This window comes from Pseudomonas persica, from assembly GCF_900291015.1.
Classification (GTDB): Bacteria; Pseudomonadota; Gammaproteobacteria; order Pseudomonadales; family Pseudomonadaceae; genus Aquipseudomonas.
Genome location: NZ_OLKL01000045.1, coordinates 22816 through 34855 on the forward strand (window position 1 = coordinate 22816; position 12040 = coordinate 34855).

General features: G+C 62.1%; 9 protein-coding genes. 5 read left to right on the forward strand and 4 right to left on the reverse strand.

Annotated features, from left to right (window positions below; genetic code table 11):
* Positions 1-25: 25 nt before the first annotated feature.
* Together FQ664_RS20725 and acs are read right to left on the reverse strand one after the other, a co-directional pair.
* Positions 26-811: an ABC transporter substrate-binding protein gene (locus FQ664_RS20725; RefSeq protein ID WP_075045965.1), complete on the reverse strand. Its 786-nt coding sequence runs from the start codon at positions 809-811 to the stop codon at positions 26-28.
* 613 nt (positions 812-1424) lie between these two features.
* Positions 1425-3386: an acetate--CoA ligase gene (acs, locus tag FQ664_RS20730; RefSeq protein ID WP_144174534.1), complete on the reverse strand. Its 1962-nt coding sequence runs from the start codon at positions 3384-3386 to the stop codon at positions 1425-1427.
* 398 nt (positions 3387-3784) lie between these two features.
* Here acs and FQ664_RS20735 point away from each other — a divergent pair, with 398 nt between their 5' ends.
* Positions 3785-4039 carry a DUF2790 domain-containing protein gene (locus FQ664_RS20735; protein WP_144174535.1) on the forward strand — a complete coding sequence of 85 codons (255 nt, stop codon included), beginning with the start codon at positions 3785-3787 and terminating at the stop codon, positions 4037-4039.
* A gap of 135 nt (positions 4040-4174) precedes the next feature.
* Here the strand turns inward: FQ664_RS20735 and FQ664_RS20740 are convergent, their stop codons facing one another.
* Positions 4175-5734: a sigma-54-dependent transcriptional regulator gene (locus FQ664_RS20740; protein WP_144174536.1), complete on the reverse strand. Its 1560-nt coding sequence runs from the start codon at positions 5732-5734 to the stop codon at positions 4175-4177.
* Positions 5735-5990: 256 nt separating this feature from the next.
* Between FQ664_RS20740 and phhA the strand changes: the two genes are divergently transcribed.
* The 4 genes from phhA (at position 5991) to FQ664_RS20770 (ending at position 8871) form a co-directional block, all read left to right on the forward strand.
* Positions 5991-6779: a phenylalanine 4-monooxygenase gene (gene phhA, locus FQ664_RS20750; protein ID WP_144174537.1), complete on the forward strand. Its 789-nt coding sequence runs from the start codon at positions 5991-5993 to the stop codon at positions 6777-6779.
* 39 nt (positions 6780-6818) lie between these two features.
* A complete protein-coding gene (locus tag FQ664_RS20755) occupies positions 6819-7175 on the forward strand; it encodes a 4a-hydroxytetrahydrobiopterin dehydratase (protein WP_003254532.1) in 357 nt (118 codons plus the stop codon).
* Between the two features lie 138 nt (positions 7176-7313).
* Positions 7314-7580 (forward strand): hypothetical protein, encoded by a 267-nt coding sequence (locus tag FQ664_RS20765; protein WP_144174539.1) that lies wholly within the window; start codon positions 7314-7316, stop codon positions 7578-7580.
* Positions 7581-7671: 91 nt separating this feature from the next.
* Complete coding sequence (locus FQ664_RS20770) at positions 7672-8871, forward strand: MFS transporter (protein WP_144174540.1); 1200 nt, start codon at positions 7672-7674, stop codon at positions 8869-8871.
* A gap of 137 nt (positions 8872-9008) precedes the next feature.
* Here FQ664_RS20770 and ydiJ read toward each other — a convergent pair whose 3' ends face one another.
* On the reverse strand, positions 9009-12029 hold the full coding sequence (gene ydiJ / locus FQ664_RS20775; RefSeq protein ID WP_144174541.1) for a D-2-hydroxyglutarate dehydrogenase YdiJ: 3021 nt from the start codon (positions 12027-12029) through the stop codon (positions 9009-9011).
* Positions 12030-12040: the final 11 nt, after the last annotated feature.

Sequence of the window (12040 nt, forward strand, 5' to 3'; positions counted from 1 at the left end):
CATTGCACAGGTGAAACCCGACGTCTTAGTTCGAGTCTGGACCGTAGATATCGAAGTTGAAGTACTTTTTCTCGATTTCTTTGTACTTGCCATTGGCACGGATCGCGTCGATGGCCGCATTGATGCGGTCGACGTTGGCCTTGTCACCCTTGCGCACGGCAATGCCGATGCCGTCACCGAAGTACTTGGCGTCGGTGAAGGACGGGCCTACGAAGGCGAAGCCCTTGCCGGCGTCGGTCTTGAGGAAGCCGTCTTCCAGCAGGGTGGCGTCAGCCACGGTGCCATCGAGGCGGCCGGCTGCCACGTCCAGGTAGATTTCGTTCTGGGTGCCGTAAGGAACCACGGTGGCACCTTTGGCGCCCAGCACCTCCTTGGCGAAGCGGTCGTGGATCGAGCCGCGCTGCACACCGATCTTCTTGCCCTTGAGCTCATCCAGGCTGTCGCTGACGGCGGTGCCTTCCTTCATCACCAGGCGCGCCGGGGTCAGGTAGTAGCGCTTGGTGAAGTCGACCGATTTCTTGCGGTCTTCGGTGATCGACATGGACGACAGGATGGCGTCGATCTTGCGCACTTTCAGCGCCGGGATCAGGCCGTCGAACTCCTGCTCGACCCAGGTGCACTTGGCTTTCATCTCTTCGCACAGGGCGTTGCCAATGTCGTAGTCGAAACCGGCGATACTGCCGTCGGGTTGCTTGAAGGCGAACGGTGGGTAGGCGGCTTCGATGCCGATTTTCAGCGGTTTTTCATCGGCCTGCGACACCAGGGAAAACACGGACAGCGCCAGGGCGCCAAGCAGTGCGAGCTTCTTCATCAGGTAACTCCATCGGTACAGGGCAATACAAGGCAGGTAACGGCTGCCCGATATGCGAATGGGTACAACGCGAGCCGCGCAGGGTTCGACCAAGGTCGCAGACCACGAGCGAGTGACTGGCATTTTAACGACAGCCCGGTAGTCGATATTTCTTCAAAGCGACAACTACTTATAGAAGCGCTTGAAACCACAGCGGGCGATGTTGACAGCCATTGCAAAATATGCAAAAGCGCAAGAAATAGAACCTATAAACCTAGCAATTCCCGGGCCTATTATTGGCAAAGCCTTGTAGTACGGCAAGTGCAGCGTGCCGTATTGCAGAAAATGGCTGCGGGAGCGCACCGGAACGGGCCGGAATTGTTTCCTGGCGCCCCGATATTGTGCAGGGCCGGTGACAGAACAGTTACCGATGAATGTCGGGTAACAGTAAAGCAAAAAACCCCGCCGGTTGCCCGGACGGGGTTTTGGTTGGCTGCACAGGCCTTACCTGTGGGAGCGGCTTTAGCCGCGAACACCGGCGACGCCGGTGCCATCCACCGCGTTGCCTGCTTCGCGGGTGAACCCGCTCCCACAGGGATCGCGCAAGCTTTCAGGCTTCAAATGCTTGCAGCTATCAGGCCGAAGCCAGGTTCATGGCCTTGTGGGTATCGATCAGGTGCTGCACCACGCTTGGGTCGGCCAGGGTCGAGATATCGCCCAGGGCATCGTACTCACCCGTGGCAATCTTGCGCAGGATACGGCGCATGATCTTGCCCGAACGGGTCTTCGGCAGCCCCGGCGCCCACTGGATCACATCCGGCGAGGCGATCGGGCCGATTTCCTTGCGCACCCAGTTCTTCAGTTCCAGGCGCAACTGCTCGCTGGCCTCGATACCGGCATTGAGGGTGACATACACATAGATGCCCTGCCCCTTGATGTCGTGCGGCACACCCACCACCGCCGCTTCAGCCACTTTCGCATGCGCCACCATGGCGCTTTCGATCTCGGCAGTACCCATGCGGTGACCGGACACGTTCAGCACGTCATCCACGCGGCCGGTGATCCAGTAGTAGCCATCCTCGTCGCGGCGCGCGCCGTCGCCGGTGAAGTACATGCCACGGAAGGTCTTGAAGTAGGTATCGACGAAACGGTCGTGGTCGCCGTACAGCGAACGCGACTGGCCCGGCCAGGAATCGAGGATTACCAGGTTACCTTCGGCAGCGCCCTCGATCAGGTTGCCCAGGTTATCGACCAACGCCGGCACCACGCCAAAGAACGGGCGGGTTGCCGAGCCTGGCTTGAGGCCGGTAGCGCCCGGCAGCGGGCTGATCAGGATGCCGCCGGTCTCGGTCTGCCACCAGGTGTCGACAATCGGGCAACGTTCCTTGCCCACGGTCTTGTAGTACCAGTTCCAGGCTTCAGGGTTGATCGGCTCACCCACCGAGCCAAGCAGACGCAGGCTGGAGCCATCGGCACCGGCAACCGCGGCCTCGCCTTCGGCCATCATCGCGCGGATGGCGGTTGGCGCGGTGTACAGGATGTTGACCTTGTGCTTGTCGACGATCTTCGTCACACGGGTGATGTCCGGGTAGTTCGGCACGCCCTCGAACAGCAGGGTGGTGGCGCCGTTGGCCAGCGGGCCGTAGACGATGTAGCTGTGGCCGGTGACCCAACCCACGTCAGCAGTGCACCAGTAGACCTCGCCCGGGCGATAGTCGAACACGCGCTCATGGGTCAGCGCGGCATATACCAGGTAGCCACCGGTGGTGTGCAGCACGCCCTTCGGCCTGCCGGTGGAACCGGAGGTATAAAGGATGAACAACGCTTCCTCGGCCCCCATCTCTTTCGGCGCGCAGTGGCTGGAGGCCACTTTCATCAGGTCTTCGTACCAGATGTCGCGGTGCTGGTGCCAGGCAATGTCGCCACCGGTGCGCTTGCACACGATGATTTTCTGCACGCTGCTGGTTTCAGGGTTGGTCAGCGCCAGATCGACGTTGGCCTTGAGCGGGGTACGTCGGCCGCCGCGCACGCCTTCGTCGGCGGTAATCACGATCTTGGACTTGCAGTCGATGATACGGCCAGCCAGCGCCTCTGGCGAGAAGCCGCCGAACACCACCGAATGGATCGCACCGATACGGGCACAGGCCAGCATGGCGACCACGGCCTCGGGGATCATCGGCATATAGATGGTGACCACGTCACCCCGGTGCACATCCTGGCCACGCAGGGCGTTGGCGAACTTGCAGACCTGCTCGTGCAGCTCGCGGTAGGTGATGTTGCGGTGTTCGGAAGGGTCGTCGCCTTCCCAGATGATGGCCAACTGGTCGCCGCGTTCTGCGAGGTGGCGATCCAGGCAGTTGGAGGAAACGTTCAGAGTGCCGTCGGCGAACCATTTGATATCGACGTGGTGGTCGTCGAAGGAGGTCTGCTTGACCTTGGTAAACGGCTTGATCCAGTCGATGCGCTGGGCCTGCTCGCGCCAGAAGCCGTCCGGGTTGATCACCGATTGCTGGTACATGGCCTTGTAGGTGGCCTCATCGGTCAGGGTGGTGGCCGCAACCTCGGGACGAACGGGATACAGTGGAGCCGCACTCATCTGTGTTACCTCGGTGTAATAGTTGTTTTTGTATGGAACCGTTTGTAACTGTACCAGAGCGACAAAAGCCATTCGACGTTGGTAGTAATTTGGTACGCCCGTTCTGACAAAGCGCTCTGGCACGCACCTTACAGCCATGGCGAGGAAAAAATGGGGCCGTTTACCCGAAGATTGTTACAGATTCTGTCAAAACACTTTATCAAAAGAGCCACTGTTTCGGCCCTGGCCCCCGCCATAAAATTCACCTCGCCAGCAACGGCAAGGCGATTAACAACTGGTAACAGCCCCCACGAAGGCAAGCGTTAATCCCCATCCAAACCCGATAGTTAAAACTTGCAATACGCGCGGCGCCATAAGCGCCGCGTGCCCCCTCACGACCTTAGACAGGTAAATAGAAAATGAAAGCTTTACTGGTATTGGTACTTGGCAGTCTTTGCGGTGCGGCGATGGCCGGCGAAGGCAAAGATGCCGAGCAGATTCCGGTTGAACAGTACAGTTACTCGCAGCACCTGGACATTGCCCGTGTCATTTCCATGAGCGAAGTGCCCAATGTGTGCGAAGTCGTGCCAGCCCGCATGACCTACGAGGACTCCAGGGGCCAGAAGCACATTCTCGAATACCGCGTGATGGGGAACGGCTGCTCGAACGGCTGATACCTTGTGAATTGGGGCCCCTGGGCCCCATTCGCGGGTAAACCCGCTCCCACAGGTACAGCGCTTGCCTTGAGTCCAACACTGTACCCGCGAAGCAGACACCACCTGATTGACAGGTTATTAACTAACGACCACTTAATCCGCTGACTTGCCCAGCGAATAATCCCTCAACTTGTTGGCAATCGTGGTATGCGAAACACCCAGTCTTTTGCCTAAAGCCCGGCTACTGGGAAACTCCCCCAGCAAACTTTCCAGCACCGCTTTTTCAAAGCGCCCGACAATCTGCGAAAGATCCCCGTCCAGCGAAAACTCACCCAGCGGTTGGCGCACACCATAATCCGGCAAACGTATATGTTCACTCTTGACCACACCGCCTTCACATAACGAAACCGCCTGGAACAACACGTTTTCCAACTGCCTGACATTACCCGGCCAATGGTACTGGCTGAGTTTGTCCATCGCCGCCGGCGCCAGCCGTGGCATCGCGCAGCCGATCTGCCGGCTGGCCTGGTCGAGAAAGTGCTGCACCAGCCCTTCCAGGCCATCCATGCATTCGCGCAAGGGCGGAATGTGCAGCGACAACACATTGAGCCGGTGATACAGGTCCTGGCGAAACTCGCCACGGGCACACAATTCGGACAAATCCACCTGCGTCGCGCAGATCACCCGCACATCCAGGTACACCTCTTCATCGCTACCTACGCGGCGGAAGCAGCCATCCTGCAGAAAACGCAACAGCTTCACCTGCAGACGCGGGCTCATCTCCCCTACCCCATCAAGGAACAGCGTGCCACCGGCGGTCAGCTCCAGCAGCCCCAGCTTGCCCTCGGCCCGCGCCCCTTCGAATGCCCCGGGGCCGTAGCCGAACAGCTCGGTTTCGGCCATCGACTCGGGCAACCCGGCACAGTTGAGCGCCATCAGCGGCGACTGGCCACGCGGGCTGGCCAAGTGACAGGCACGCGCCAGCAACTCCTTGCCGGTGCCGGTCTCGCCCTCGATCAGCAATGGCGCATCCAGCGGCGCCATGCGCCGTGCCTCGCGCACCACCGCAGCCATCACCCGCGAGCTCTGGAAGATACTGTCGAAACCGCGCAGCTCCTGCTTGCGCACGTTGTAGATGCGCTCACCGATACGGTCGGCGCGATGCAGGGTCAGCACCGCGCCGGCCAGTGCCTCGCTGTCATCGTGCTCGGACTGCAGCGGCGCAATATCGGCCAGGAACACATCGCCCTTGACCTTGATGCGCAGGCCGTTGATCCGCGACTTGTTGGCCCGTACCAACTCCGGCAGGTCGAAGTCCTCCACATAGCGAGCCAAAGGCATGCCTGGTACCTCGTCCACCCGCACCCCCAGCAACTGCGCAGCGGCACGGTTGGCGGCGACGATGCTGCCACCCATGTCGATCGACAGCACCGGGAAGTCCAGCGCCCCCAGCAGCGCGTTCAGCTCCATGTGCCGGCGCTCGCTGGGCATCAACCCCACCCGCTTGACACCGAACACCCCGGCGATGGCCTCGAACTTCGGCCGCAGCGCCTGGAACTGCAAATTGATCAGGTTCGGGCAATGCAGGTAGATGGCGTTGCCATGGTCACCGCCCACCTCGCCGCGCAGCACGTTGATGCCGTACTCCACCAGCAGGTTGAGAATGTCGCGCAGGATGCCAATACGGTTCTGGCAGTGCACTTTGATACGCATGAGGGCTCTCGAAGCGCCAATGTTTTTTCAACACCGCGCGGAAAAGTCGTAAAGATAAGCTGACAAAAACCGCCGAAGCATCAGCCAGATGCCTCGGATTTTCCGACACCTGCGCCTTTTTGTAAAATTATCGTTACGAAAACGCAGCAAAAAACCGCCCCGCCACTGACTCCCCCCCGTGCAAAGCCGCCCGCGAAGGGATATTCCTTAGGTATGTCCTGCACATAACAAGAAAAGCCCTCACCAGGAGAGCCACATGAAACAGACGCAATACGTGGCACGCGAGCCCGATGCGCATGGTTTTATCGATTACCCGCAGCAAGAGCATGCGGTATGGAACACCCTGATCACCCGACAGCTGAAAGTGATCGAAGGCCGCGCGTGCCAGGAATACCTGGACGGCATCGACCAGCTCAAGCTGCCCCATGACCGTATTCCGCAACTGGGCGAGATCAACAAAGTGCTGGGCGCCACCACCGGCTGGCAGGTTGCCCGGGTACCGGCGCTGATTCCCTTCCAGACCTTCTTCGAACTGCTGGCCAGCAAGCGCTTCCCGGTGGCCACCTTCATCCGCACCCCGCAAGAGCTGGACTACCTGCAAGAGCCCGATATCTTCCACGAGATTTTCGGCCACTGCCCGCTGCTGACCAACCCCTGGTTCGCCGAATTCACCCACACCTATGGCAAGCTCGGCCTGGCCGCGACTAAGGAACAACGCGTGTACCTGGCGCGCCTGTACTGGATGACCATCGAGTTCGGCCTGATGGAAACCGCGCAGGGCCGCAAGATCTATGGCGGCGGCATCCTCTCGTCACCAAAAGAGACCGTCTACAGTCTGTCTGACGAACCTGAGCACCAGGCCTTCGACCCGATCGAGGCGATGCGTACACCGTACCGCATCGACATCCTGCAGCCGCTGTATTTCGTACTGCCGAACATGAAGCGCCTGTTCGACCTGGCCCACGAAGACATCATGGGCATGGTTCATAAAGCCATGCAGTTGGGCCTGCACGCACCGAAGTTTCCACCCAAGGTCGCTGCCTGAGCGACCTTGCCGATAACAACTCGAACCGGAAAACACCACATGAATGCCTTGAACCAAGCCCATTGCGAAGCCTGCCGCGCCGACGCACCAAAGGTCACCGACGAAGAACTGGCCGAGCTGATTCGCGAAATCCCGGACTGGAACATCGAAGTACGTGACGGCCACATGGAGCTGGAGCGCGTGTTCCTGTTCAAGAACTTCAAGCACGCCCTGGCGTTCACCAATGCCGTGGGCGAGATCGCCGAGGCCGAAGGCCACCACCCTGGCCTGCTGACCGAGTGGGGCAAGGTCACCGTGACCTGGTGGAGCCACTCGATCAAAGGCCTGCACCGCAATGACTTCATCATGTGCGCGCGCACCGACAAAGTGGCGGAGACGGCTGAAGGCCGCAAGTAACCTGTAACAAAATGGGGCCTCTGTGGGAGCGGGTTTACCCGCGAAGCAGGCGACACGGTGCATGGCACCGGCTTCGCCGGTGTTCGCGGGTAAAAACGCTCCCACAGAGGCCCCATTTTTTTTGGAGAAAAGTGTCCGTTGTTCGCCCGCAAAACCGACAAGCAACCGGTAAAAAATCCAAACTGTCATCCAGACTTGTGTATCCTGCCCAAGCTTTGCGAAGCTCCAAACGCGCCTGGCGCAGACTTTTCACTCACACTTGCGAGGAACGACGAGATGCATGAAATCCCGAATCTTCCCTTCCCAAGCCTGAACCCAGAAGAGCCAACCGTGACCGTTCACGCCGAACCGGCAACTGCCGTCGAGCAGGATGGTGACGAACAATCCAGCGCTGACCAGGAATAACCGCGCATCCCCCGACTGTGTGAAAACGGCTGACCTGCGGGCTACCCCCGTCATCACGTTTTCACACCGTCCAGAACCCACGTAGGCCCTCATGCCCCACTCACCGCGCCCTCTTGCGGTCACCCTGCAAGTCGTCTCCATCGTCCTCTTCACCTTCATCGGCTACCTCAATATCGGCATCCCATTGGCCGTATTGCCCGGCTATGTGCACAACGATCTGGGCTTCAGTGCCGTGGTCGCAGGCCTGGTGATCAGCGTGCAATACCTGGCCACCCTGCTCAGCCGCCCCACCGCCAGCCGCATCATCGACAACCACGGCAGCAAGAAAGCGGTCATGTATGGCTTGGCCGGCTGCGGGCTCAGCGGGGTGTTCATGCTGGCCTGCGCCTTCCTCACCCACCTGCCGTGGCTGAGCCTGGCCTGCCTGCTGCTCGGTCGCCTGGTGCTTGGCAGCGCGGAAAGCCTGGTGGGCTCCGGTGCGATTGGCTGGGGCATTGGCCGGGTGGGTGGCGAAAACACAGCCAAGGTCATCTCCTGGAACGGCATCGCCAGCTATGGCGCGCTGGCCATCGGCGCCCCGCTGGGCGTGCTGATGGTCAAGGGCCTGGGGCTGTGGAGCATGGGCGTGAGCATCATCCTGTTGTGCGCGCTTGGCTTGCTGCTGGCCTGGCCCAAGCAGGCCGCGCCGATCGTCAGTGGCGTGCGCCTGCCGTTCCTGCGAGTGCTGGGCAAGGTATTCCCGCACGGCTCGGGGCTGGCCCTGGGCTCGATCGGCTTTGGCACCATCGCCACCTTCATCACCTTGTATTACGCCAGCCGCGGTTGGGCCAATGCGGCGCTGACCCTGAGCCTGTTCGGCGCCAGCTTCATCAGTGCACGACTGCTGTTCGGCAACCTGATCAACCGGCTTGGCGGGTTCCGGGTGGCGATTGCCTGCCTGTCGGTGGAAACCCTTGGGCTGCTGATGCTGTGGCTGGCGCCCAGCGCCGAGCTGGCGTTGGCGGGTGCGGCGTTGAGCGGGTTCGGCTTCTCGCTGGTGTTCCCGGCGCTGGGGGTGGAAGCGGTGAACCAGGTGTCGGCGGCCAACCGCGGGGCGGCGGTGGGGGCGTATTCGCTGTTCATCGATTTGTCGCTAGGGGTGACCGGGCCGCTGGTGGGTGCGGTGGCGGCGGGGTTCGGCTTTGCTTCGATGTTTCTGTTTGCCGCGGCGGCAGCAGCTAGCGGGTTGGTGTTGAGCCTGTATCTGTACCGACAGGCACGGCGGCATCGAAGCAGAGTGCAAGAAGCCTGAATTTGTAGTGTCTGCACTGGCCCTATCGCCGGCAGCCCAGCTCCCACAGGTACTCCACAGCTTTCAAGGCCGGTGCAATACCTGTAGGCGCTGGCTTGCCGGCGATGGGCTGCAAAGCAGCCCCGAGGCCGTGAAACCTAGCGCTGGGCGTACTGCAGCACCACTTCCAGCGGATGGCGCATCTGCCGTTCGGTCATGCGCTTGACCTGGCTGCGGCACGAATAACCCGTCGCCAGCGGCTCACCTTCCTTGTCCAGCTTGGTCGCCCACGACTGCTCGAAGATGGTCCGCGAAGTGTCCTGGTTGCGCGCCTCGTGCCCATAGGTACCGGACATGCCGCAGCAGCCAGTCGCTTCGGTCACCAGCTTCAGGCCCAGGCGAGCGAACACCTGTTCCCACTGCCGGGTACTGGCCGGCACGTTGGTCTTCTCAGTGCAGTGCGCCATCAGGCGGAACGTACCCGGCGCGGTCGGCGCCTGCTCCGGCAGCACATCCATCAGCCACTCCTGCGGCAACAGCACCTGCGGGCAACCGTCCAGGCCCGGCACTTTCTGGTACTCCTGGCGATACACCAGGGTCATCGCCGGGTCCAGGCCCACCAGCGGCACACCGCAGTCGGCCAGGGCCTTGAGCTGGGTGGCATTGCGGATCGCCGCCTTGGCGAACGCACCGAGGAAGCCCTGCACGTGCAGCGGCTTGCCGTTGGCACTGTACGGTGCCAGGAACACCCGGTGGCCCAGGCGGTGCGCCAGGTCGATGAAGGCCGACAGCAGCGGCGTCTCGAAGTAACGGGTAAAGGCATCCTGCACCAGCACGATGCTGCGCTCGCGCTGGGCCGGGGTCAGTTCGCGCAGGGCCGGCACGCTGGCCACGCCGACGCGGCAGCGGGTCAGGGTGGCCTGGAAGTTGAAGCGGCTGATCAGCGGGCTGTCGACCATGCCGACCTTGTCGGCCAGCAGCTTGCTCACCCATTTCGAGCCCATCACCGCGTTGTACAGCCCGGGCGCGTGGGCCAGGTACGGGATGGTGAACTCCAGCGAGCCGATCAGGTAGTCACGCAACGGGCGCTGGTAACGGCCGTGGTAAAGCTCGAGGAAGCGCGAGCGGAAGTCCGGCACGTTGACCTTGATCGGGCACTGCCCGGCGCACGACTTGCACGCCAGACAGCCGGCCATGGCGTTGTACACCTCATGGGAGAAGTCTTCCTGGCCCTGGCTGCGCGCGCGGTTGTTGCGCAGGCGCGCCGGCAGGCCCTTGAGCCACGATACCTTGTTGCGCGCTGCCGCCAGCACGTCGATGTTCGCCTCGCCCTGCAGGCGCAGCCACTCGCGCATCAGCGAGGCACGGCCCTTGGGCGAATGCTGGCGTTCACGGGTGGCCTTCCACGACGGGCACATGGCGTCATTGGGGTCGTAGTTGTAGCAAGCGCCATTGCCGTTACAGTGCACGGCGCTGCCGAAGTCCTGCCACACGCGCTCGTCGATGGTGCGGTCGAGGTCGCCGCGCAGGGTCACGCCATCGACCCTGGTCAGGCCTTCGGCGCTGTCCGGCGGGGTGCAGATCTTGCCCGGGTTGAGCTGGTTGTGCGGGTCGAAAGCGCCCTTCAGGCGCTGCAGCGCCGGGTACAGCTCGCCGAAGTACTCCGGCACGTACTCCGAGCGCAAGCCCTTGCCGTGCTCGCCCCACAGCAAGCCGCCGTAGCTTTTGGTCAGTGCCGCCACGGCGTCGGAAATCGGCTTGACCAGTGCGGCCTGGGCCGGGTCCTTCATATCCAGCGCCGGACGCACGTGCAGCACGCCGGCATCGACGTGACCGAACATGCCATAGGCCAGGCCATAGCCATCGAGCAGTGCACGGAAGTCGGCGATGTAGTCGGCCAGTTGCTCCGGCGGTACCGCAGTATCTTCGACGAACGGTTGTGGGCGTACTTCGCCCTCGACGTTGCCCAGCAGGCCCACTGAACGCTTGCGCATGGTGTAGACACGGGTCACCGCCTCGGCCCCCTCGGCCAGGGTATGGCCCAGGCGCTCGACGCTGGTGTCGCTCTGCAGGTGCTGGATGAACGCTTGTACCTTGGCATTGACCTCGGCCGGCTCGTCGCCGCAGAACTCCACCAGGTTGATGCCCAGGGTCGGGCGCTCGGGGTCGGCCGGGAAGTATTCGGCGACGCTGTGCCAGACGATGTCCTTCATCGCCAGCATCAGCACCTTGGAGTCGACGGTTTCGATCGACAGCGGCTTGTGCGCCATCAGCGCGTTGGCGTCACGCAGGGCATCCATGAAGCTGCTGTAGCGCACGTTGACCAGCACGGCATATTTGGGGATCGGCAGCACATTGAGCTTGGCTTCGACCACATAGCCCAGCGAGCCCTCGGCACCGCAGAGCACGCTGTTGAGGTTGAAGCGGCCCTGCTCGTCACGCAGGTGGGCCAGGTCGTAACCGGTCAGGCAACGGTTGAGCTTGGGGAAGGTGGTTTCGATGAGATCGGCTTGGGTTTCCTGGATTTGCCGCGCCATGCGGTACACCTCACCGACCCGGCCGGGCGCGGCACAAGCCTGTTCCAGCGCGGCATCGTCGATCGGCAGGCTGTGCAGGCGCTCGCCGCCGAGCAGCACGCTGTGCAGCTCCAGTACATGGTCGCGGGTCTTGCCATAGGTGCAGCTGCCCTGACCGCTGGCGTCGGTGTTGATCATGCCGCCGACAGTGGCGCGGTTGGAGGTGGACAGCTCGGGGGCGAAGAACAGCCCATGCGGCTTGAGCGCAGCGTTGAGCTGGTCCTTGACCGTACCGGCCTGCACCCGCACCCAGCGTTCCTCGACGTTGATTTCGAGGATCTTGTTCATGTGCCGCGACAGATCGACGACGATACCGTCGGTCAGCGACTGGCCGTTGGTGCCGGTGCCACCACCGCGCGGGGTCAGCTTGACCTGCCGGAAGCGCGCCTCGGCCATCAGCGTGGCGACCCGCGCCACATCGTCGGCGTCCAGCGGGAACACTGCCGCCTGCGGCAAGCGCTGGTAGATCGAGTTGTCGGTGGCCAGCACCGTGCGGGTAGCGTAGTCGGCACTGATCTGGCCACGGAAGCCGCTGTTGCGCAGGGCTTCGAGGAATTCGGGGTAGTTGGCGCTCGGGGCAACGGTCGGCAGCTGGGCGATCATCGAAGGATGGC

What these genes read in the sequence shown, in the direction of transcription:
- FQ664_RS20725 (WP_075045965.1), bottom strand. Translation starts at nt 811, where the DNA reads ATGAAGAAGCTCGCACTGCTTGGCGCCCTGGCGCTGTCCGTGTTTTCC.
- acs (WP_144174534.1), bottom strand. Translation starts at nt 3,386, where the DNA reads ATGAGTGCGGCTCCACTGTATCCCGTTCGTCCCGAGGTTGCGGCCACC.
- FQ664_RS20735 (WP_144174535.1), top strand. Translation starts at nt 3,785, where the DNA reads ATGAAAGCTTTACTGGTATTGGTACTTGGCAGTCTTTGCGGTGCGGCG.
- FQ664_RS20740 (WP_144174536.1), bottom strand. Translation starts at nt 5,734, where the DNA reads ATGCGTATCAAAGTGCACTGCCAGAACCGTATTGGCATCCTGCGCGAC.
- phhA (WP_144174537.1), top strand. Translation starts at nt 5,991, where the DNA reads ATGAAACAGACGCAATACGTGGCACGCGAGCCCGATGCGCATGGTTTT.
- FQ664_RS20755 (WP_003254532.1), top strand. Translation starts at nt 6,819, where the DNA reads ATGAATGCCTTGAACCAAGCCCATTGCGAAGCCTGCCGCGCCGACGCA.
- FQ664_RS20770 (WP_144174540.1), top strand. Translation starts at nt 7,672, where the DNA reads ATGCCCCACTCACCGCGCCCTCTTGCGGTCACCCTGCAAGTCGTCTCC.
- ydiJ (WP_144174541.1), bottom strand. Translation starts at nt 12,029, where the DNA reads ATGATCGCCCAGCTGCCGACCGTTGCCCCGAGCGCCAACTACCCCGAA.